Below are 22,640 nucleotides of genomic sequence, written 5' to 3'. Positions count from 1 at the left end.
GGCTAAGAAAACCGGAAACCTTGAATTGTGAAATATTTGTATCGGTTTACGAAAAACTCAAGTTGAGTTCAATATCAGAATTCGTAATTTTGAACGTTTTAGAGACAGCTAATGATCCACCGGCCTGAAATGAAATCGAAATCGTTCCGAATTTTTTGGCTTTTTTTGGCGACGGCGCTCTTAATCAATCTGCTCCAATCTTATTTTACGCCCCTCATTTTTGACGAGGCGTATTACTGGTACTACGCCCAAAATTTAGCGTGGGGCTATTTTGATCATCCACCCATGGTAGCCCTAATGGTCGCGCTGGGCAGTTATTTTTTTGATGGAGAGCTCGGCGTTCGCTTGGTGAGTTGCCTGCTTTCCGCAGGCACTCTGGCCGTACTTTGGGCGACTGTCGATGATCCCAGGAAAAAGCGTTATGTCACGGCCTTTTTTATATTGGTTTTCTCTATGGCGCTTTTGAACGCCTACGGGTTCTTTACCCTGCCCGATACGCCCTTGCTTTTCTTTACGGCCCTGTTCCTTTACGTGTACAAGCGATTTCTTACAGATACGTCCGCGGGGTGGGCCATCATCATGGGTCTGGTCATGGCCGGCCTGATGTATAGTAAATACCATGCGGCCTTGGTCATTATTTTCGTGCTCCTGTCCAACCTGAAGCTACTGGCCAACAAGTATGCGTGGCTGGCCCTCCTTGTTGCCCTCTTAACTTATGTTCCCCACTTTATCTGGCTTTATCAGCACGATTTTGTTACGATACAATACCATCTCTTCGACCGGCCGAACGCCCCCTATAGCTTCGAGAAATACACCTTGGGATTTTTTGTGAACCTAATGGCGATATTCGGACTCACATTCCCGTGGATCTATCTCTCCCTGTTCCGGACAAAATCAACGGACACCTTTACAAGGGCCTTGCTATATCTGGTTTACGGCGTGCTCATCTTCTTTTTTGTCTCCAGCTTTAACCGCCGCGTACAGACACAGTGGATTATTGTTACTGCCATTCCCTTGGCTATAATTACCTTTCGCCGTATGATGCACGACGAAAAAATAAATCGTAGCATCATAACGGCCGGTCTGATAAACATTGCCATCATACTGTATCTGAGAATCGGATTGGTCTATGAAGAACTGTCCCCGGTATATTACGAGACCCACGGCAATAAAGCATTGGCGAAAGAAATGAAATCTAAAATAGGCGATACGCCCCTAGTTTTTATCAATTCGTACCGCAATGCCCCGATGTTCGCCTTCTATACGGGCAACGACACCTATTCCATGAACAATGCCTACTATCGCCGCAACCAGTATTCCATAGATGATTCCGAATTAAGGCTCCAGCATCGCAAAGTGCTTTATTTTTCTAGAAGACCCGAGAAGGCCGATATCACCTTTACAAAGAGTAACGGAGGTACGTTTTACGGGGAATTCATCGAAAATTTCGAATCATTTCGAAAACTGGAAACCATAGTGGACGGCCCCATTCGGATGGACACGCTCAAGGAACTGACCCTTAAAATTCACAATCCCTATGACCGCCCGGTAGAACTCGATAAGTTGCGGTTCAACGTGGCCTATCTGACGGATTTCAAAAAAGTCAAAAATGCGATTCTCATACATCCCAGACCGATCGATGGACAATTGCTGGCATTACCCCCTAACGATACCACCTATTTCAAATTCAAGTTGCCGGCACCAAAAATGAAGAATCCATCCTATTTCAGGGTCGGGATTTCCGATAATGGGTTGCCTTTCGGACTCAACGGCAAGAACACTGAAATTTTATATTAATGGAACCTATTCTTAGAACATCGGACACTTCTGACTGGATTACCATCATACTATTATCAAGTCTCTTCCTACCAGTACTTGCAAAAAGCCTATTTCACGGCCGGTTCTTAAGTTTTATCATTTTGCCCTTCAACAATAAGTACATCTTCATGTACAACAAAAAGGAGAAACTTTTCAACTGGTTCCATATCTTCTTTACCCTGTTCCAAATTATCAACTTTTCGTTGTTCATCTTTTTGGCGGCCGATGTATTTATTGTTACGAACGACGATGCTTTTCCCTTTTTGTATCCCATACTCTTAATGGGCATTACGGCTTTCATCGTTCTGAAGATTGTCTTACAATTGGGCAATGGCCTTATTTTCGGTTCGAGCAAGATTATCACCGAGCTTATTTTTAAAAAATTATCATATCTCAATTATACCGGGTTTATCATGTTCTTGGCAAACCTACTTTTGGCCTACCCGAACAAAGGTTCGAAGCTTGTTGTTTTCGTCGCGATTTTCTTAATTCTCTTGATTAATGTAATCGGCTGGATTACACTGTTAAGGAATCACCAAAAGTTTATTGCTAACTACTTTTTCTATTTTATTTTGTACCTTTGCGCTCTCGAAATTTCACCGATCATTATTATTGGAAGTTACCTCCAAAATTAGGTTTAAATAGTAAAAATTCACCTTTCGCCCAAGTGGATATGGGTATCTAAATGTCGAATAATTCCCGATGGCGTTAAACATCGGCAATCTACTAACAAGCAAACATCCACCAGATGAAAGTCAAAACGATTTTGGTATCACAACCGGAGCCGAAGGTCGAGAACTCGCCCTACTCCAAATTGATTGACAAAGAAAAGGTAAAAGTCGATTTCAGGCCCTTTATTCATGTCGAGGGAGTCGATGCCAAAGACGTTCGCCAGCAGAAGATAGACCTTCGTGACCATACTGCCATCATATTGACCAGTAGGAACGCGGTCGATCATTTTTTTAGGATTGCAGAAGAGATGCGTTTCAAGGTCCCCGATAGTATGAAATATTTCTGCCAGTCGGAGGCCGTTGCCTACTACCTACAAAAGTATGTAGTGTACAGAAAGCGAAAAATTTATGTAGGAAAGCGCAACTTTCAGGAATTGGTCCCCCTGATCAAAAAATATAAAAGTGAAAAGTTCTTATTGCCTTCTTCCGATGCCCTCAAAGATTCAATTCCAGAAATTTTGAACGGCCTTGACATCGTATGGAAAAGAGGGATTTTTTATAAAACGGTCATTAGCGATCTATCCGATCTTCGGAATGTCTATTACGATGTTTTGGTCTTTTTCAGTCCCTCCGGCATCGAATCGCTTTTGCAGAATTTCCCCGATTTCGACCAGAGGGATACCCGCATCGCCGTATTTGGCAACTCCACCGTAGATGCTGCCACCGATGCCGGACTCCGTATCGACATCAAGGCGCCCACCCCTGAAACACCTTCTATGACAATGGCTTTGCAGAAATACATCACCGAGGCGAACAAACGATAAGCGTCGGTAGGTTACGATAGATTTCAGTCCTTCACTCGCAATTTAAAAGGCATAGCGTTGCGGACCGCCCCGGCGAATCTCCTCACTGGCATAGTGCTCGAACTTTCTAAAATTATCACGGAAGGCATTGGTCAGCTTGAAAGCCGTGGTGTAGTAGGCCTCATCGTCGTTCCAAGTGGCCCTCGGACTCAACACCTTGGTCGGTACACCTGGACATTCCCTAGGTTGCGCCACCCCGAAAACGGAGTGAATATGGTAGTGGTCGTAATCGTAAAGGCCCAAATCACCGTTCAACACGGCATTGATCATGGCCCGGGTGTACTTCAGCTTCATCCGGGTGCCCACTCCGTAGGGGCCGCCCGTCCATCCCGTGTTGACCAACCATACGTTTACCCCCGCATCTTTCATCTTTTTGCTCAGCATTTCGGCATATTTTGCGGGATGCAAAGGCATAAAAGGCGCCCCAAAACAAGCAGAGAAAGATGGAACAGGTTCTACCACTCCCGCCTCCGTACCGGCTACCTTGGCGGTATAGCCCGATATAAAATGATATGCCGCTTGGCTGGGGGTCAGCTTTGAAATCGGGGGCAACACTCCAAATGCATCCGCAGTAAGAAAGAAAATGTTCTTCGGATTGCGCCCTATCGATGGCCGTTGAACATTATCAATATGATATATTGGATAACTGACCCGGGTGTTTTGAGTAATGGAAGTGTCGGAATAATCGACGACTCCGGTTTCGTCCATGACCACGTTCTCGAGCAATGCCCCTTTTTTGATGGCGCCGAATATTTCGGGTTCGTTCTCTTCGGATAGGTTGATGACCTTGGCGTAGCAACCACCTTCAAAATTGAAGACGGCGTTCTCATTGTTCCAACCGTGTTCGTCGTCCCCGATCAATTTCCGGGATGCATCAGTGGACAAGGTTGTCTTTCCGGTGCCCGACAGTCCGAAAAAGATGGCGGTCTCCCCATCATCCCCCACATTGGCGGAACAATGCATCGGCAAGGTTCTTTTCTCCACGGGCAAAATAAAATTAAGGGCCGAGAAGATGCCCTTTTTAATTTCGCCGGTATAACCCGTGCCACCGATCAAGGCAATTTTCCGGCTAAAGTTCAAAATGGCAAAGTTATGCTGCCGCGTGCCATCGGTTCCGGGATCGGCCTTAAAACCGGGAGCGTTGATTACCGTCCATTCTGGACTGAAATTTTTCAACTCTTCGTCTGTCGGACGTATGAACATATTGTAGGCGAAAAGGTTCGACCACGGGTATTCGTTGACGACCCTGATGTCCATCCGGTAATTGTGGTCGGCGCAGGCATAGCAATCCCGTACGTAGAGTTCCTTCCCGTTCAGATAGGAAATCACTTTTTCATAGAGCGCATCGAATTCTGCGGGCTCCAACGGGATATTGATATCGCCCCACCAAACCTTTTCCGAAGTAATCGCATCCTTGACGATAAACCGGTCTTTGGGCGAACGGCCGGTAAACTCCCCTGTATTGACAGCCAGAGCACCCGAAGATGCTTCCTTTCCCATATTCTTTTCCAAGGTCAGGGCATGCAGTTCCGAGGAAGATAGTTGGTACTGAACCTTGGAATACGTGATTCCATAGGACTCCAAGGAAACATTTCGTGGGCGATCTTTCGAAATACTCATTGTCACGGCGTTTTATATCCGCAAAATTATCATAAATAAATTTTTAGTAGCTATTTTTTAAGAATAATTTAAAAGGATGATTTATTGACCGTGTCTCCAATATTGGATTCCGAAAAGCACCCATCCCAAAATAAACAAGAGCCCCCCGATCGGGGTCACAAAGCCGATTTTCTTGAAATCGAAGGAAGTAAGTGAATTGGTCGCCAAGCCATAGATCGAAAAAGAAAAGAGGATGATTCCCGCTACAACGGCATAGCATATCCATTTTTTGTGCGCAACCGGTATCGTTTTCACGTTAGTTAAAAGCAATAGCAGCAGGGCGTGGTACATTTGATAGGTGACGCCGGTCTCCCAAGTCCGGATCGCGTCCGCCTCTACCAATCTTTCCAGCCCATGGGCGCCAAACGCCCCCAAAATTACGGCCAGTACCCCAAAAAAAATTCCCGACACAAAAACTGTTTTGTCCATAACGTAATAGGATCGTTTTTTTATAGTTATAACATTTGATACCTTAGCATATCTTGAGCTCGTCCCTAATGCAGCCACAAAAGTACAAAACCAAATGCCACGTAAAATACTACTCATCGGTGCCGGAAAATCAACATCGTACCTATTGGACTACCTGTTGGAGAAAGCCGAACCAGAAGACCTGCATGTAACCGTGGGCGACCTCAACCCCGGGTCAATTGCCGATACCACTAAAGACCACCCACGGTGTTCCGTGATATTTTTGGATATTTTCAAGGTAACCGAAAGACAGAAAGCTGTAGTGGGCAACGACATCGTGATATCCATGCTCCCCGCCTCGCTCCATATAAACGTCGCCCGTGACTGTATCGCACTTGGCAAGCATCTGGTCACCGCCTCGTATATCAGTAATGAAATCAAGGCTTTGGACCCAGAGGCCAAGGAAAAAGGATTGATCTTCATGAACGAAATCGGTCTTGATCCGGGTATCGACCACATGAGTGCCATGCAAATCATTGATCGTATTCGAGACCAAGGCGGCAACCTGTTATTATTCGAATCTTTTACTGGGGGACTGGTAGCTCCCGAACACGACAACAACCTTTGGAACTATAAGTTTACTTGGAACCCCAGGAACGTAGTCGTAGCAGGCCAAGGCGGTACTGCCAAATTCATCCAAGAAGGTACCTACAAGTACATTCCCTATCATAAACTCTTTCGCCGCACGGAGTTTTTAAAAATTGAGGGCTACGGGAATTTCGAAGGCTACGCCAATCGGGATTCACTGAACTATCGCGAAGCATATGGGCTTCAAGACGCACTGACGCTTTACAGGGGTACCATGCGCCGGGTAGGCTTTTCAAAAGCCTGGAACATATTCGTACAACTGGGGATGACCGATGACAGCTATCGCATCGAAAATTCCGAAGGGATGTCGTACCGCGAGTTCGTCAACCTTTTCCTGCCCTATTCGCCCACCGATTCCGTCGAACTCAAGCTTAGGCACTACCTCAAAATCGACCAGGACGACATCATGTGGGAAAAACTCTTGGAACTGAACATCTTCGATTCCCGGAAAAAAATCGAGCTTCCCAATGCCACCCCGGCACAAATACTCCAAAAAATCCTCGAAGATAGCTGGACGCTTGCAAAAGACGAAAAAGACATGATTGTAATGTACCACAAGTTCGGCTATGAGCTGAACGGACAGAAAAAGCAGATCGACGCCAACATGGTGGCCATCGGCGAGAACCGTACCCATACCGCAATGGCAAAGACCGTAGGCCTGCCGGTGGGCATCGCCACACTCGCCATATTGAACAAAAAAATTATCAGTCCCGGCGTACAAATCCCAATCAAAAAAGAAGTTTACGAACCCATTCTTGCCGAGCTTAAAGCCTATGGCATCGCGTTCAAGGAAAATGAGGTGCCCTATTTGGGATATAACCCAGATTCGGTAGCGAGCTAATTCCTAAAAAGTTCTACTCTTTACAAATTTTTCTACTTTTAACCTCAAATTGAAACCGGAACCATGAAAATCAGTAATGAAAAGGTGAAAATTGACGGGATAGACAAGGAAATACTAAGGTTTTTAATGGCAGACGCACGAAAACCTATTTTAGAGATTGCCAGAAGCATCGGCATTTCGGGAGCCGCCATTCACCAAAGACTTCGAAAATTGGAGGCATCGGGCCTGTTGGCAGGTTCGAAATTCATCATCGACCCCCGTGTCATGGGCTATACGACCATGGCCTATATCGGCATCTACCTAGACAAGGCCATGAGCAACCCGGCGGCAGTCAAGCAATTGGAAAAGATTCCCGAGGTCTTGGAATGTCATTATACCACCGGTAATTGGTCCATCCTGGTCAAGGTACTTTGCCGCGATAACGAACATCTCATGCAAGTACTGAACAAAGAGATACAGCAAATTGAAGGCATTTCCCGAACCGAGACCTTTATCTCATTGGCACAACAGATCGATCGGCAGATCACCATATAAACCGGGGGCCTTACTCTTTCAATTTGTTATTACTCGTACCATTTCAAGGTCTCCATGATTGTCCGCATGTCATTTTGTAGATAGGCCGCAGCGGGATAGATGGAATCGTAGTTGGGTTTTACGAGAAAGTATAAAGATCCCGTCAAGAAATGTTCCGTGCTGTCAGTCACATAAAATTGTGCTTGCGACGCCGCATTACCACTTACTTCGTAAAACATGCCATACACTTCGTTTCCTTCATTTACAAAGGGCTGTTCAATGATACCATCTGCTTTGACCGAATGTTCAAAGCTAAGTCGCTGCGCATCAGAAAGCAATTTCTCGATATTGTCATCGACCTTCCTATAATTTAAAAAAATTTCTCCCTTCATTTCCGGATACTGAAGCGTGAACGAGCCGCTCTTTCGGGATGTTATCCCAGCCAACTTGTTATATTCAAAACGAAAATTTTCGGATTCAAATTCGGTCGGCACCGGTTTAGGATATTCTAGTCGTAGTTTGGCCTTTGGCTTGGGAAGCACCTCTTCGTTACACCCATAAAAAAGAAGGAACACCAAAGGAACCGCGGCCACAAGACAACATCGCACGAGTGTACCTGAGCGCTGATTTTTAAACCTAGATATTAACTTTGGATTGTTATCCATGTACGCTTTTTATCCTTAGGGCAAAAACCTTGTGACCTTACAATTCCCTCACAGCTCGGATGGTAAGGTCACTTTTATCCGTTTCAGCCGCTTTTTGTCCAAGCTTTCCACTACGAAACCGTAATCGTTAAAGACCACACGGTCCCCCTTCTTAGGGAAACTTCCCGCAATTTCAAGTACGAAACCGGCAATAGTCTCCGATTCGCCTTTTTGCCGTTCGAATTCCGTTTCATCCTCAATTTTGACGACGCGATAGAAATCCTTTAGCGTTGTTTTACCTTCAAAAATAAAATTAAAATCGTCCAGTTTAGAAAATATCAAATCGTCGTCGTCGAATTCGTCGCTGATATCACCCACGATTTCCTCTATGATGTCCTCCAGGGTAACGATTCCAGAGGTACCTCCGTACTCATCGACAACAATCGCCAAATGATTTTTCTTTTCTTGGAACTCCAACAATAGATCATCGAGTTTTTTGTTCTCCGGCACGAAGTATGGCTCCCGGATGAGGTCTATCCAATCTAAGGTCTTACGGTCGATGTACGGTAACAGGTCCTTAACGTAAAGCACTCCCAGAACATTGTCCATATGTTCGGAAAAAACCGGGATCCGAGAGTAGCCGTTCTTGGTTATCTCACTCAGAACGTCCAGAAATTTCATGTCCTCGCTCAGGGCGAAGATGTCTATACGCGGTCGCATCACCTGTTTGGTGTCCGTATTTCCGAAAGTCACTATGCCCTCCAATATCTTTTGCTCCTCTTTGGTCGTATCGCCTTCCGAGGTAAGCTCTAAAGCCTGCGAAAGATGGTCTACGCTCAGACTCGATTTCTGCTTGCCCAACTTGTTATAAAGAAATAGGGTGCCGGAGCGCATGGGCAGACTCAAAGGTGTAAATAAATAATCTAGAACACGTAGCGGATAGGCCATGAGATGGGCGAAGGCCGACCGGTTTCTGTTGGCATATACCTTAGGCAGTATTTCCCCGAACATCAAGATCAGGAAGGTTGCGACGACCACTTCCAAAAGGAAACGCACCCATTGAAGCTCGATATTTTGAAAAAAGGTGTCGCCGATAACGCTAAAAAGCAGAACGACCCCGATATTTATGGCGTTGTTCGCAATCAAAATGGTCGCCAAGAGTTTTTTGGGCCGATGTAACAGGGTGACGATAATGGTACCCCGGGTCGTCTTGCTTTCGTCTATTTCTTTTACATCGGTCTGCGAAAGTCCGAAAAAAGCAACCTCCGCTCCAGAAATAAGGGCGGAGCAAATCAGCAGCAGAACGAGAAAGGTGATTTTTACCGCAAGAGCGCCGGTAAGGGCGAAGAAGTAGGGAAGCGGAATAAGGGGGTCAGGGTCCAATCGGTCAGGATTTATTTAAAAGGGCAGATCATCCTCTTCGGATCGGCTCGAGGCCGAGGTATTTTTGGAACTAGCAGCTGCTTTGTCGTTGCCAGAATTGGCGGAGTCGGACATCGGGCCTTGAGACTCTCCGCGTTGTGGCGCATTCGGGTTGCTTTGCCCTTTGGGGGTCAAAAAGGTAAAATCTTGTGCCTGCACCTCGGTCGAATAGCGGGTATTGCCGGTGTCGTCTTGCCACTGGCGCGTTCGCAATCTTCCTTCAATATAGACCTTGTCGCCCTTATTGAGATACTTCTCACAGATTTCCGCCGCCTTGTTACGTACAATAATGTTGTGCCATTCGGTAGTGGTGGTACGTTCGCCCGTCTTCTTGCTCGTATAGGTTTCACTGGTGGCAATGGGAAATCTTCCGATACAATCCCCGTTCTCGAAATAGTGCATTTTCACTTCGTCGCCTAAATTCCCGATCAACATCACCTTGTTCAATGTACCGCTCATTACCTTGTCTTATTTATTGAGAGACCGATTTGAAATCTGTCGATAATTTTTTTACGCCCCTTTTTTAAAGCCAGCACATCATCTGGCCCCTTGTTCAAAGGCCAGGGCGTTGGTCTTTTATCGGCGACTCTCTCGTTAAAATTTTATACCGTAGCTACGGCCCGTACCTAACTGGAAAATTTTGCCTATAACGGCATCAAAAATGACCTGTAAAGGTTCTAATCACACAATTCACAACGATTTCTAGGCCTCAAAAGTACGAATTTTTGCAAAGAAATCCGCTATCAATACGGGCACGGGATACTTATGGACGTCGGACCAAGGAATGCCATTTTCCAATATTTCATCAGTTTTGACCATCCAGAATACGGTGTGCAGATGCTGGTGCGAAAGTTTATGTACGACGGGGCTATCGTTGTATCTCGTTATTTCCTGCACCTTTCCTGCATCCAAAAAACCATCCAACTGGGAGACCAGGGCCTCCTCGGTAATATTTTTATCGGACTCAATGAGGGGGAATTCCCAAAGGTTTTGCCAGATGCCTTTTTTGGTGCGCTGTTGCAACAGTGTTTTTCCACTGACATCCTCAAGGTACAGATAATTGAAATGTCGATGCCTCACCTTGGCCTTCTTGGCCTTAACGGGAAGCTCCAGTATCCTGCCCTGCTGTAACGCGGTGCAACTAGCTTTCAAAGGACAGCGGGTACAATTGGGACTTTTAGGGACGCATTGAATGGCTCCGAATTCCATGATCCCTTGGTTATATTCCCTGATATTGTCGCCATCCATGACCTCCCTGGCCAGACTCTTGAAATACTTGATGCCTTCAGAGCTGGTAATGGGTAGTTCGACTCCAAAATAACGGGCAAGTACGCGATATACGTTGCCATCGACCACGGGCTCGGGCAAGTTGAAACAAATGGAGGCAATGGCACTGGCGGTATAATCGCCCACCCCTTTCAGTTTGCGGAGTCCCTTATAATCTGATGGAAAAACCCCTTCCATATCCCCCACAACGGTTTTGGCGGCACTGTGCAGATTTCGTGCCCGCGAATAGTACCCTAGGCCCTGCCACAATTTTAGCACGCGTTCCTCAGGGGCGTTGGCCAAATCGTAAACGGTCGGAAAGGCGGATAAAAATTTCAGATAATAGGGCGTACCTTGGGCAACGCGCGTCTGCTGCAATATGATTTCGGAGAGCCATATTCGGTATGGGTCCCGTTCTCCCCGCCAGGGAAGGCTACGCTTGTTGGCGGCGTACCACGTAAGAATTTTCTTGGCAAAGCTCATGAACGGATGGAATTTGCCACAAAAGTAAAGGATTATCCAAAGAATGTTCTTATCGCCGCAGACCCAAGAACCAAGGCTAATATGAATCGTTTAAAATTAGTCCATTAGCTGGAAAGATGTAATTAAATTTATATATTTGCATCCCAAAAAATAGCAATCCACATTGGATTCTAACTACTGAAAATTTAACACGAAAGATGACGAAAGCAGAAATTGTATCGAATATCTCGGATAAACTGGGAATCGAAAAAGGAGATGTACAGGCAACGATCGAAACCTTTATGGAAGAAGTTAAAAATTCTTTGGAAGGCGGCGATAATGTTTATTTGAGAGGTTTTGGCAGTTTTATTATCAAAAAGAGAGCTGAAAAGACCGGAAGGAATATCAGTAAAAACACGACGATCAAGATACCGGCGCATAACATTCCGGCCTTCAAACCTGCCAAGGTTTTTGTTGAAGGCGTCAAAAGCAATGTACAGGTAAAATAAGAACCATTAAAACAATCATATATGCCGAGTGGTAAGAAAAGAAAAAGACATAAGGTAGCTACCCACAAGCGCAAAAAGCGCAAGAGGTCTAACCGTCACAAGAAAAAGTAAACCTAGGGGCTGAACATTTTCGGCCCCTTCTGCTGTTATTGACGTTCAGATCACGTCAGCTACAAGGCCGTACGGCTTCCCTGCGTGACCGAAAAACACCTTTCGTTCCGTTACGTTCCTTGACATAGAAGTTCCAAAAGTGGATTTCGGCGGATACTACAAATCCGTTTAAATTATTGTTTAATCAATTTATCCGACCCCGGCCCGATTTATATCGGAATGTTCGTGGACGGGTAAATGAAAATATATTCAGGTGAATAGAGAATTAATCGTAAGATCTAGTTCCGATGCCGTTGATTTTGCCCTTCTAAAGGATGGAAAGCTCACCGAATTGCACAAAGAGGAAGACAACAACGACTTTTCCGTTGGCGATATTCTTCTGGCCAAGGTTCGAAAACCGGTAACCGGTCTTAACGCGGCCTTCGTCAACGTAGGTTATGAAAAGGATGCCTTTCTGCATTATCATGACCTCGGCCCACAATTGGCCACCATGCTTAAATTTATCAAGCAGGTAAGTACCGGAAAATTAAAGGACTACACCCTTGTGAATTTTCCGACTGAAAAAGACATTGACAAGAATGGCGTGATTACCGACGTAATTAAAGCCAATCAGTCTTTGCTCGTGCAAATCGTCAAAGAGCCTATTTCCACCAAAGGGCCCAGAATCAGCTCCGAACTTTCCATTGCCGGACGATATCTGGTCATGGTCCCTTTTTCCGATCGGGTATCCGTATCGCAAAAGATTGGGAGCAACAAAGAAAAAGACCGGCTGAAGAGACTGGTAAGAAGCATTAAACCCAAGGGGTTTGGTGTGATTATCAGAACCGTTGCCGAAGGCAAAAAGGTAGCGGAACTTGACAAAGACCTAGAAAACTTGTTGGCCAAATGGTCGACCATGTGCGGAAAGTTGCAAAAAGCGCACACCCCCTCCAAGGTTTTGGTAGAGCTCAACAGGGCTTCTTCGATACTGAGGGATGTTTTCAATGATACCTTTACCGGTATTCATGTTGACGATAGGACGCTTTACGACCAGATCAAGGATTATGTGCAAGAAATCGCTCCCGGAAAGGAATCGATTGTCAAACTGTACACATCGTCCGTTCCTATTTTCGAAAAATTCGGGATAGAGCGGCAGATCAAAACATCCTTTGGCCGTACCGCCACCATGAGCAAGGGTGCCTACCTCATCATCGAACATACCGAAGCACTGCACGTCGTTGACGTGAACAGCGGTAATCGTTCGAGCCGAGGTAAGAGCCAAGAAGATACCGCATTGGAAGTGAACCTTCTGGCCGCTTCCGAAATCGCCAGGCAATTACGGCTACGTGACATGGGCGGTATTATCGTGGTAGACTTTATCGATATGGTAAAGGCACCGCATAGAAGAAAACTTTTCGATCATCTCCGCAGTGAGATGAAAGACGATCGCGCCAAACACAAGATTCTGCCGCCCAGCAAATTCGGGCTGATACAGATTACAAGACAACGCGTTCGTCCCGAGATGAACATTAAAACGACCGAGGAGAACCCGAACGGAAACGGAAAGGAAGTAGAGGCCCCGATCGTATTAGTGGACAAAATAAATGTCGATCTCGAAAAGCTTTTAAAGGGACCCAAAAAGGATGAGAAGATAACCTTGAACATCCACCCCTTTATCGCTGCTTTTATCACCAAGGGCTTTCCGTCAATACGCTCCAAATGGTTTTTGGAACATAAGAGATGGATCAAAATACAGCCCCGTGATGCCTACACGTATCTCGAATATCGTTTTACCGATAAGAACGGCAAAACAATTTATTGACAAGGGACTGTCATCACTGACACCTATCAAGTATTACATCATAAAGCGATTCTTCGGCAACACGGAGGGTCGCTTTTTTGTTTTGAAAATGGCTATATTTATGATACCAGACCTTTAATATTCTCGGAATGACCAAAGCCTATACCCTTCAGGAAGCCACTCGAAAATTGGAGAACTATTGCGCATACCAAGAACGTTGTCATCACGAAGTTGTCCGCAAATTGAAATCCATGCGTATGATACCGGAGGCAATAGACCAAATAACGGTTCATCTTATCGACAACAATTACCTGAACGAAGAGCGCTTTGCCAAGAGCTTTGCCCGCGGGAAGTTCAATATTAAAAAATGGGGGAGAAAGCGGATTACCGCAGAATTGAAACAGCGTCAAATCTCAAGATTCAACATCAAAACGGCGCTGCAGGAAATCGACGAGAATGCGTATCTGGAAACCTTCGATGCCCTGGCCCGTAAAAGAGTAGTCCAAATCACTGAAAAGAATCGGCTTAAAAGAAGAAAAAAACTTGCGGACTATCTACTTTACCGTGGGTGGGAAAGCCATATGGTCTACGAGAAAATCAAGGAACTCGTTCCATAGTCGCCTGTACCCGCCGTCATCCGTCCTCCGTAACCTGTAACCTGTTCCTTCCTGCGCTCATCCTTTCCCTCTGTTCTCTTCTCTCTTCCCTTTGTTCTTTTTCCACCCGTCTCTCGAGAACATTACAGAAAGTTGAATGTCGCCCCCAAGTTGACCACAAATTGATTATGCAATTTTTCAGCGGGACTCAAGTCGCCGGTATCGTAGCGGGCAATGGGAAAGCCCAATTCCGTAAAAAGTCCAAACCCCTCTGAAAAGAAAAAGCGCGCACCGGTATGAAACCCGAAATTCTTAAGTCCTAGGTCAAGTCCCGGATAGAGGTCGAATCGATTACTTACGCCAATGACCGGCCCAAGATGAGCACTGAACCTGGCCTTGATATCGAATCTTTCGCGGGCACCGTTACCTAGACCCTCGCCGATTCCCAAAGCATAGGAAGAAATTGCGCCGATCGAGATGTTCTCCCCGACGCCGTAATCGTAAGATGCCACGACGCCGGTACCGTTATCTTGAAAATTGGCACCGACCTGAAATTTTTGGTCGCCCTTGCCTGAATAGCCCTGGGCCATTACAATGGAGGTCGTGAAAAACAACAGCAAAATAGCAATAGATACTTTCATTCTAAGAGCTTTTATGATTTTTACTAATTAAGGTGGGTTCTTCCCGTTGTGGTCTCCGAAACACTGAACACAGCGCAAAGCTACGAAACGTCGACAGCATTTAAGCCTCGTTTAATCGCCAAACTTGTTGTATCATGCCATCGTCGCATTTGTCCGTTCGACAGCTTTCGCGTTTTTATGCTCTATCCACTGTTGTCCCTTTAACTTCCGCATAAGAATATCGAAATGACGCATGACCAGAACGTTATACAAAGCTTTTCCAAAATTGACCGGATTTTTAGGCCACGCCCTTAAGCTCATGGAAAAGCCCGGGGTCAAATATTTCATATAATGCCAATATCCCTCAGGCATATAGAGTACGTCTCCATGCTTCAGTTGCGCCTTAAATCCACTTGCGGATTTTAACGCCGGCCATTTTCCGTAATCCGGGTTCTCGAAATCAATGCTTTCATGGGTAATTAAGGAGTGGGGCACCTTGTATAAATATTTGGTTTCCGACTGTGGGAAAAGAATACATTCCTTTTCACCCTCGAAATGGATATGGAAGATGTTGGCCATATCGATATCGTAATGCATAAAAGTATATGAATCCGTTCCCCCAAAAAACAGCATGGGCAGTTTCTTCTGCAATTTGAGTCCAAAATCGGGAAAGCTGAAATCCTTCTGCAGTTGCGGCACCTCCTTCAGGATGTTCCAAAGGAAAATTCGGTATTTGGTGGGCTTCGATTTAAGAAGTTCGACGTAGTCGGCCATTTTCATTTCGGCATGCGGCTCGTTGAAGCCGTCTTTGTGATTGACGGGGCGGTCGTCGTACAGGGGAACGGACTTATCTCCGGCCACCTTTTGCATATAATCCAAGTTCCATTTATGGACAGCGGGCCAATCGTCGACGGCGTGTTCGATGACGACCGGTTTTTGCGGCTTGAAATATCCCTCCAAAAAATCTTCCCGTGAAATGGATTTTACCCTCGGAACAGCTTCTAAATTCAAAATATTCTGATTTTAAAAAAGGGTTAGAAACAAAAGGGCAAATGTAATTATAGGGAAGTGATTATGCTCTTAAATCTTTTCTAAAATAGGGAGTTTTCGCCGCTACCGATCTGTGATGGGAACAGAGGACTTGGCTTTCGCCTTGGCCGTTTCGTTGCGCTCTATGGAATGACCGGGCCGGCTCCATTTTGGTTTCTCGCCCAGAGGCTGCAGTTGCGATTCGTTGGCCTCGACGGTCTTCGGCTGTGACACCTTGGTAAAGGGTTTTTGAGGATTAAGACCCAATAGCTTGAACATTTGCATATCTTCACCGACATCGGGATTGGGGGTGGTCAACAGTTTATCGCCCGCAAAAATGGAGTTCGCCCCTGCGAAAAAGCACATGGCCTGGCCCTCACGGCTCATTTGAGTACGTCCTGCGGACAAGCGTACTTGGGTTTCGGGCATGACAATCCGGGTAGTCGCGACCATCCGGAGCATCTCCCAGATACTAATGGGCTCGATTTCCGCCATCGGCGTACCTTCGACCGCTACCAAGGCATTGATCGGAACGGATTCGGGTTGCGGGTTCAAGCTTGACAGGGCGACTAGCATTCCCGCCCGATCTTCCAAAGCCTCGCCCATCCCTATGATTCCGCCGCTACAGACCGTAACATTGCTTTTACGCACATTGCCGATAGTATCCAAGCGATCTTGAAAGGCCCGGGTAGAAATCACATCCTTATAGTAATCCTCCGACGTATCCAAGTTATGGTTATAGGCATAGAGGCCTGCTTCCGCTAGGCGTTTGGCCTGATTTTCTGTAATCATCCCCAGGGTGCAGCATACTTCCATATCCAATTTATTGATCGTACGCACCATTTCCAAAACCTGATCGAATTCAGGACCGTCTTTGACGTTCCGCCACGCGGCGCCCATACAGACGCGGGAACTTCCCGAGGACTTTGCCCTTAATGCCTGTGCCTTGACCTGGGGCACTGACATCAGGTCGTTGCCCTCAATATCGGTGTGGTAGCGCGCGGCTTGTGGACAATACCCGCAATCTTCGGGGCAACCCCCTGTTTTAATGGAAAGCAAAGTAGATACCTGTACCGTGTTAGGGTCGTGATGTTCCCTGTGGATGGTGGCCGCCTCATAAAGCAGCTCCATCATCGGCTTATTATAAATGTCCAGGATTTCGGATTTGGACCAGTTGTGTCTTGTTGTGCTCATGGGCTGAAACTATTTCAGAATCAAAAATAGGGTTTAAAATAGAAAAGAGTGGATAGAAAAGAGAAAAAGACCTGCATTCTGCTTCCTGCGTCCTTTATTCTGTCCTATCACGGCGGTTAAATTTCTATTGGGTCCTTCCTAAAAGCACGCTCACGGCGTTCCCCCCGAAGCCTACGGCGTTGACGAGTACCTTCTCTATGCGTTTCGGTCTTAGGGACGGCGGGATGAACGGGACGGAAACACCTTGCTGATGTTTCAACATCAAGAGGGCCAGTTCAACACTCAGCATCCCAGATGCACCAAAGGTGTGTCCTATCTTCCATTTATTGGTGGTCAGAAACGGAAGTTCCCCTTCAAATACTTTTTCAATGGCTTTATATTCGGACAGATCCCCCTTGATTGTGCCCGGGGCGTGCATTACGATGGCATCGACCTCTTCACGTCGTGTATCCGCCAAAGCCATCCGCATCGAGCGTTGAAAACATTCGGCATCGGTTGAAATCGAGGTGTTGTGGCGCAAGGGCTCGGTCGCATACCCGATACCTTCGATTAGGGCCAGTGCATTTTCAGCTTTTCCCTTTTCGAGACAGGCGACCGAGGCCCCCTCGCCCAGAACCATACTGTTTCTTTTTTTATCCAAGTTTAGGGCCTGACAAGGAAACAAGGCGAGCGGTGGAGCCTCACCGCCGGTTCGTGCTTCTTGCACTTTCCGGGATCCGTGAGTTTTTGCGTTCTCGAATGCCAATCGCGCTTCGGCTGTCTTTCGAACCTCTGATTCAGCTAAATCGGACTGTTGCCGAAAGGAAGCGGAGTTCCCGAAAGTAGCTTCAACGGTATTTGCCCTTGCATAGATCTTCAGCGCCTTCATCTGTGCGATCGTAAACGGCGTCAAGGGAGCCTCGCTTCCTCCCACCAAAAATTGCTCGGTCATGCCGCTGTTGATCCAGGCCACCCCGTTCAAAAGGGAGTGCAGGGCGGTGGAACAGGTAATAGAGTGGGAAATTTCGGGGCCCTGGGTCTGCAGATCGTGTGCTATCCAAGACGAGATATTTCCCAAGGTCGTGGTCGGGGAGGAAAGTGTGGACGCCCTATGATTTTCCAAAAATTCTCCGTGGTACCTTTCGAAGAGGGAGGTCGCGCCCCTTGACGAGCCGATGTTGATACCGAAGCGTCTCGCGCCCCCATCCGCGGCATTCCCCTCACGGCCCCATCCGGCTTGCTCGACCGCCATTCGCGAGGCATATAGCGCATACAGCACCGAATTGTCCAAATTTTTATACTTGGAATCCCCGTTCTTCAATCGGTCGATTTCAGATTTGGCAGCTTCCGATAACGCCCCCACCCATTCTTCGCCACCATTGAAATACTTCTTTGTAAAAAGAGGAGCGTCATTCTGATAATTGGCCCAAATCTCATCTTGCAAAATACCAAGGGGGGATATAGAGGCCAATGCGGTTATGGAAATCGGTGTTTTCAAAACAGTTTCTTATTTAAACCATATTCAAAGCACTTCGAATCGAATCATAAATTTTTTGCAATTGTCGATCGGAGGTGACATACGGTGCCAATATATAAATCGTATTTCCGAGGGGTCGCAAAAATATACCATTATCCATAAAATGATTGAGGAGTGTATCCCTCAAATTTCCATAGCGCTCCATTTTCACGTTCAGATCCAATGCAAAAATGACTCCGCATTGTCGGGTGCTTTCCACCTTCGGATGGTCTTTAACTTCATCGTCAAACTGTCGATGCGAAGCGATAATACGTTGGATATTGGTCTGCATTTCTTCAGAGCGCAAAAGCTCAAGTCCCGCCAGTGCCGCCGAACAGGCAGGCGGATTGGCGGTATAAGTATGCGCATGAAAAAGGCCCTTGGTCATATCATTGCTATAAAAGGCATCGTACACCTCTTGGGTACAACTGGTAATGGCCATCGGCAAAAGACCTGCGGTCAGGGCTTTCGAAAGGCAAATAATGTCAGGCTTTGTTGCGATATGGTCGGAGGCGAAATTTTTTCCGGTCTTGCCAAAACCGGTCATGACCTCATCAGCTACGCAGAGCACTTTATGTTGTTTTAAGAGCTTTAGAATTTGGTCAAGACCATCGGCATCATGCATTTTCATGGCAGCGGCGCCCTGTACTAGCGGCTCATAAATGAATCCGGCAATGTCATTGCGTTGTAACCGTGCATCAAGGGTTTTCAGCGTATCGGCAATGCTTTCCACTGTCGGTACCGGAATCCGTTCGACGTCTATAAATAGATCCTCAAAGGGACCGTTGTAAACAGATAAACTCGAGACGGACATCGCGCCTAAGGTATCACCGTGAAATCCGTTTTCAAAAGCAAGCAAGGTACGGCGCTTTTCACCCTTGTTGTAGTGGTATTGCAGCGCCATTTTAATTCCGATTTCAACGGCGGTGGAGCCGTTGTCGGAAAAGAATAGTTTTTCTTGGTTCGCCGGAAGTATTTTAATCAGTTCTTCGGATAAACGTACGGCCGGTTCGTGGGTAAAGCCGCTGAACACCACTTGGTCTAGCCGCTGCATTTGCTCTGAGACCTTATTTAGGATAAAATCGTTACAATGTCCGTACATGCAAGTGTACCATGAGGCGATACCGTCGATATATTCCTTGCCGTGCTCGTCATACAACAACGCCCCCTTGGCCTTGGCAATGGCTAGCATATCCGGATGTAGTTTGTGCTGCGTCAACGGGTGCCAAAGATGCTTTTTATCGCGTTGGGAAAGTGATTCCAGGGTTTTTGGTTCTGTGAAGGACATACGCAAAGATGGGGAAATTAAATTCCAATGTCCAAGTATCGTCTTGCAAAAATAGTCGGACCTAGAACGTTTCTACTACATGGGGGTGACCTAAAAAACCCTTTACGTCCGATTAAAATACTGGCCGTCGATCACAGCGTTTTCAGAACAGGACCGAACCGATCAGCGTATTTTTTGATGACCCCCTTGTCAAAAGTCTCTTCCTCATCGATACGACCAATCAGGGAAACCCCGGTTTTGTGTAGAATAATAGCTTCGGTATGCGGATTGGGATTCCCGCTAAAGATCAACGCCACGTCATAGCCCTTACTTGTCAACCAGTTAACGGTCAGCAGGGTATGGTTAATGCTGCCTAGATAATGCCGCGACACAACGACCACTTGATAGGTGGGCATAATTATATCCAAAACGGTATCGGTGTCGTTCAAGGGCACCAACAGCCCCCCTGCCCCTTCGATGACCAAGTAATTATCGGTCTCCGGTTCTTCTATTTCAAGCCGATCAATGGTAATTCCGTCGATTTCGGCCGCCGCATGCGGACTCATGGGGGAATTCAGTTCGTAACTGCTTTTGTGAAAGGTGGTTTTATCGTTGGAAATCAATTCCCGGACCGTATCCGTATCCGTATGGTCGAGGCTGCCTGCCTGCACCGGCTTCCAATAGTCGGCTTCCAAGGCCTCCGTGATAATGGCGGAAGCAATGGTTTTTCCGACCTCCGTCGAGATTCCTGTTACGAAAATTTGCTTCATTGTATATTGAACTTGTTCTTACAGTTTTCACATCGGTATTCATACTTGGTGTAGAAGGGCAGGACCCAGAACAACAATCCGATTAAAAACGAGGCCAAGGATTTAAGGTCCTTGACAGTTGTAAAATAATCGACCTTGGCGCTGTCGCATTGGGGACACCGGATGCCTTGGCCTTCGTCGTCAACGGAATACCGTTCTATCGATTCCAGAATTCGAACAGCCTTCAATTCATCTTCGGTATGCACCCTCAGCTTTACCCCTCCAATGGCGTTGCTCACCAAAGGATCCGTATCAATGGTTACGTTGTCGGTAAGGAACACGGCAATGCCATCCGCTTCCAAACGTCCTTTAACAATCTGGGCCTCGGAGGAATATTGAAAGCGTGCAACGGTCGTGAAAATTTCGCTGTTGTCGCTATGTCGTAATTTGCGTACGGGCATAATATCGAGCTTCATTGATCAACTACCTCGGAGCAAGCCCATGAGGCATTCGTAAGGAAAAAATAGTAAGGTTTCGAGACAAGCCTCGGAGCATTTAAATCTCTTTTATCGAGTAAAAATAACCAATAATCGTATAAGTTCGATAATTTCCTCGTCGGTATTAAAGGCATGCAGGCAAATACGCAAGCGCTCTTGGCCCTGGGGCACCGTTGGCGACAGAATGGGACGGACATCGAAGCCCCCATCCTTTAATTTTTGGGCTACTGCCTTCACTTTTTCGCTTCCGGGGATGATACAGGAATGGATGGCCGATGTACTGGGGATGAAAAAAGGTTTGCGCCGGACCGATGGCGATGGTGCGCAGTTCGCTTCGAGCTTACCGGAATTGCTTGTGGTCCGCAGATTCGGGATAGCGATTGCAAGTTGTCGCTTGAAAAATTCTATTTTTTCGGATAGTGCTGCTACGGATGGGGCTGCTGACAGGTCAAATTGGTTTTTGTCGGATGCCGTAAGACCCGAAACTGAATCTTGCCCCGTTCGGATGCTTTCTTCTTTTGTGGATGATTTTGGCATTGGAGGGGAGGCGGGCAGTTCGGATTCGTCTCGTTCGTATGTCGTCGGTTTCGTAAGGTTTTGATAGGAAGCTAGGATGGTCGCCACGGAATGCGGGGGAAGTCCCGTCGTAAAAATTAAGCTGCGGGCAAAATTGACCAGATAGCGTTTCAGGAAGACACTTCCCAAAATAGCGGCCCCGTGGCAGCCCATCGACTTTCCGAAGGTCACGATACGGGCGAACAGGCTATCCTGTAATCCCAACGTCTGGACAAGTCCCTCCCCGTTCTTGCCAAAAACCCCCAGGGCATGGGCCTCGTCCACCACCAAACGATAGTTATTCTCCTGACAAAATTCGGCCAAGGCCTTTAAATCGGGAGAATCGCCGTCCATGGAGAAAACGGATTCGGTGACCACATATACCTCGACTGCGCCCGTGCCGAGCGGAGTCGAGGTGCTCGGTACAGGTCCCTCGACTGCTTCGTTGTCCGTCATATCATTCGTTCGGGCTTTTGCAGATCTGCCAGCCAGCCCTTTACCCTGGGCGATACAACATCTTTTTTTTAAATCCTCAAGGTCGTTGTGCTTGAACTTATAGCTCTTCGCGTTTCCTATCTTGATCCCGTCTCGAATACTGGCATGAATGTGCTCGTCATAAAAAACAAGATCTCCCCGCTGGGGCACGCTCCCAAAAAATCCGACATTGGCATCATAACCTGAGTTGAATACCAGGGCGGACTCCGTTCGGTGGAATTCCGCCAACTTTTCTTCCAATTCGGAATACAACGGGTGGTTCCCCGAAAGCAACCGGGAACCCGATGCCCCGTTCTTTACCAAATTGTTCTCCAATAGTATTTCGGACGCCCTCTCAAAAATCTCCCTGCTTCCTGAAAGACCCAAATAATCGTTTGAAGAAAAGTCGACCAGATTACCTGCCCCTGGTAAATGCCTGAGGGTCTTCTGTACTCTCCTTTTGGAAAGTTTATGGTGCAGCTTTTTCGGGAAGTCCTCCATATGACAAAGGTAGCGTATCCACGTTTTATATGGTATATTAGTCGAGTC

The 22,640-nt window shown here is 46.7% G+C and carries 22 protein-coding genes; 8 read left to right on the top strand and 14 right to left on the bottom strand.

The window, feature by feature from the left end:
* Window positions 1-129: 129 nt before the first annotated feature.
* The 3 genes from RQM65_RS10955 to RQM65_RS10945 all read left to right on the top strand — a co-directional run bounded on the left by RQM65_RS10955 (window position 130) and on the right by RQM65_RS10945 (window position 3,313).
* Window positions 130-1,797 carry an ArnT family glycosyltransferase gene (locus tag RQM65_RS10955; protein ID WP_314014954.1) on the top strand — a complete coding sequence of 556 codons (1,668 nt, stop codon included), beginning with the start codon at window positions 130-132 and terminating at the stop codon, window positions 1,795-1,797.
* A complete protein-coding gene (locus tag RQM65_RS10950; protein ID WP_314014952.1) occupies window positions 1,797-2,453 on the top strand; it encodes a DUF4271 domain-containing protein in 657 nt (218 codons plus the stop codon). The genes RQM65_RS10955 and RQM65_RS10950 overlap by 1 nt, the downstream gene beginning before the upstream one ends.
* A gap of 113 nt (window positions 2,454-2,566) precedes the next feature.
* Window positions 2,567-3,313 carry a uroporphyrinogen-III synthase gene (locus tag RQM65_RS10945; protein WP_314014950.1) on the top strand — a complete coding sequence of 249 codons (747 nt, stop codon included), beginning with the start codon at window positions 2,567-2,569 and terminating at the stop codon, window positions 3,311-3,313.
* A 42-nt stretch (window positions 3,314-3,355) separates the two neighbouring features.
* Here the strand turns inward: RQM65_RS10945 and pckA are convergent, their stop codons facing one another.
* Both pckA and RQM65_RS10935 read right to left on the bottom strand, forming a co-directional pair.
* Window positions 3,356-4,972 (bottom strand): phosphoenolpyruvate carboxykinase (ATP), encoded by a 1,617-nt coding sequence (gene pckA / locus RQM65_RS10940; protein WP_314014948.1) that lies wholly within the window; start codon window positions 4,970-4,972, stop codon window positions 3,356-3,358.
* A gap of 81 nt (window positions 4,973-5,053) precedes the next feature.
* Window positions 5,054-5,440 carry a DUF423 domain-containing protein gene (locus RQM65_RS10935; protein WP_314014947.1) on the bottom strand — a complete coding sequence of 129 codons (387 nt, stop codon included), beginning with the start codon at window positions 5,438-5,440 and terminating at the stop codon, window positions 5,054-5,056.
* A 94-nt stretch (window positions 5,441-5,534) separates the two neighbouring features.
* On the opposite strand from RQM65_RS10935, the gene RQM65_RS10930 reads away from it, so the two are divergent.
* Window positions 5,535-6,908, top strand: a complete 1,374-nt coding sequence (locus RQM65_RS10930; RefSeq protein WP_314014946.1) for a saccharopine dehydrogenase family protein — start codon at window positions 5,535-5,537, stop codon at window positions 6,906-6,908.
* A gap of 63 nt (window positions 6,909-6,971) precedes the next feature.
* On the top strand, window positions 6,972-7,442 hold the full coding sequence (locus RQM65_RS10925; protein WP_314014945.1) for an Lrp/AsnC ligand binding domain-containing protein: 471 nt from the start codon (window positions 6,972-6,974) through the stop codon (window positions 7,440-7,442).
* 29 nt (window positions 7,443-7,471) lie between these two features.
* Here the strand turns inward: RQM65_RS10925 and gldD are convergent, their stop codons facing one another.
* From gldD to mutY, 4 genes are all read right to left on the bottom strand, one after another.
* The gene (gldD, locus tag RQM65_RS10920) at window positions 7,472-8,086 is read right to left on the bottom strand and encodes a gliding motility lipoprotein GldD (RefSeq protein ID WP_314014943.1); all 615 of its coding nucleotides are present in this window, start codon (window positions 8,084-8,086) and stop codon (window positions 7,472-7,474) included.
* 48 nt (window positions 8,087-8,134) lie between these two features.
* Entirely contained in the window at window positions 8,135-9,448 is a 1,314-nt protein-coding gene (locus RQM65_RS10915) for a gliding motility-associated protein GldE (protein ID WP_314014942.1), read from the bottom strand.
* 15 nt (window positions 9,449-9,463) lie between these two features.
* Entirely contained in the window at window positions 9,464-9,946 is a 483-nt protein-coding gene (locus RQM65_RS10910; RefSeq protein WP_314014940.1) for a single-stranded DNA-binding protein, read from the bottom strand.
* Window positions 9,947-10,189: 243 nt separating this feature from the next.
* Window positions 10,190-11,236 carry an A/G-specific adenine glycosylase gene (mutY, locus tag RQM65_RS10905; RefSeq protein WP_314014938.1) on the bottom strand — a complete coding sequence of 349 codons (1,047 nt, stop codon included), beginning with the start codon at window positions 11,234-11,236 and terminating at the stop codon, window positions 10,190-10,192.
* 197 nt (window positions 11,237-11,433) lie between these two features.
* Here mutY and RQM65_RS10900 point away from each other — a divergent pair, with 197 nt between their 5' ends.
* The 3 genes from RQM65_RS10900 to RQM65_RS10890 all read left to right on the top strand — a co-directional run bounded on the left by RQM65_RS10900 (window position 11,434) and on the right by RQM65_RS10890 (window position 14,232).
* The gene (locus RQM65_RS10900; protein ID WP_314014937.1) at window positions 11,434-11,724 is read left to right on the top strand and encodes an HU family DNA-binding protein; all 291 of its coding nucleotides are present in this window, start codon (window positions 11,434-11,436) and stop codon (window positions 11,722-11,724) included.
* Window positions 11,725-12,088: 364 nt separating this feature from the next.
* Entirely contained in the window at window positions 12,089-13,636 is a 1,548-nt protein-coding gene (locus RQM65_RS10895) for an Rne/Rng family ribonuclease (protein ID WP_314014935.1), read from the top strand.
* 128 nt (window positions 13,637-13,764) lie between these two features.
* Complete coding sequence (locus RQM65_RS10890; protein ID WP_314014933.1) at window positions 13,765-14,232, top strand: regulatory protein RecX; 468 nt, start codon at window positions 13,765-13,767, stop codon at window positions 14,230-14,232.
* Between the two features lie 122 nt (window positions 14,233-14,354).
* On the opposite strand, the gene RQM65_RS10885 is transcribed toward RQM65_RS10890, so the two are convergent.
* The 8 genes from RQM65_RS10885 to RQM65_RS10850 all read right to left on the bottom strand — a co-directional run bounded on the left by RQM65_RS10885 (window position 14,355) and on the right by RQM65_RS10850 (window position 22,592).
* Window positions 14,355-14,852: a DUF6646 family protein gene (locus RQM65_RS10885; protein WP_314014932.1), complete on the bottom strand. Its 498-nt coding sequence runs from the start codon at window positions 14,850-14,852 to the stop codon at window positions 14,355-14,357.
* A 132-nt stretch (window positions 14,853-14,984) separates the two neighbouring features.
* Entirely contained in the window at window positions 14,985-15,842 is an 858-nt protein-coding gene (locus tag RQM65_RS10880) for a cupin-like domain-containing protein (protein WP_314014930.1), read from the bottom strand.
* A 102-nt stretch (window positions 15,843-15,944) separates the two neighbouring features.
* A complete protein-coding gene (bioB, locus tag RQM65_RS10875; protein ID WP_314014929.1) occupies window positions 15,945-17,054 on the bottom strand; it encodes a biotin synthase BioB in 1,110 nt (369 codons plus the stop codon).
* 124 nt (window positions 17,055-17,178) lie between these two features.
* On the bottom strand, window positions 17,179-18,531 hold the full coding sequence (locus RQM65_RS10870) for a beta-ketoacyl synthase N-terminal-like domain-containing protein (RefSeq protein WP_314014928.1): 1,353 nt from the start codon (window positions 18,529-18,531) through the stop codon (window positions 17,179-17,181).
* A gap of 13 nt (window positions 18,532-18,544) precedes the next feature.
* Window positions 18,545-19,837, bottom strand: coding sequence for an adenosylmethionine--8-amino-7-oxononanoate transaminase (gene bioA / locus RQM65_RS10865; protein WP_314014926.1), 1,293 nt, complete (start codon window positions 19,835-19,837; stop codon window positions 18,545-18,547).
* A gap of 131 nt (window positions 19,838-19,968) precedes the next feature.
* Window positions 19,969-20,586: a dethiobiotin synthase gene (bioD, locus tag RQM65_RS10860; protein ID WP_314014924.1), complete on the bottom strand. Its 618-nt coding sequence runs from the start codon at window positions 20,584-20,586 to the stop codon at window positions 19,969-19,971.
* A complete protein-coding gene (locus RQM65_RS10855) occupies window positions 20,583-21,026 on the bottom strand; it encodes a putative signal transducing protein (RefSeq protein WP_314014922.1) in 444 nt (147 codons plus the stop codon). The genes bioD and RQM65_RS10855 overlap by 4 nt, the downstream gene beginning before the upstream one ends.
* Before the next feature lie 105 nt (window positions 21,027-21,131).
* Window positions 21,132-22,592, bottom strand: coding sequence for an aminotransferase class I/II-fold pyridoxal phosphate-dependent enzyme (locus RQM65_RS10850; protein WP_314014920.1), 1,461 nt, complete (start codon window positions 22,590-22,592; stop codon window positions 21,132-21,134).
* Between the last annotated feature and the right edge of the window lie 48 nt (window positions 22,593-22,640).

Source organism: Pricia mediterranea (assembly GCF_032248455.1).
Lineage (GTDB): Bacteria > Bacteroidota > Bacteroidia > Flavobacteriales > Flavobacteriaceae > Pricia > Pricia mediterranea.
This window is presented reverse-complemented; position numbering and strand designations above follow the sequence as displayed.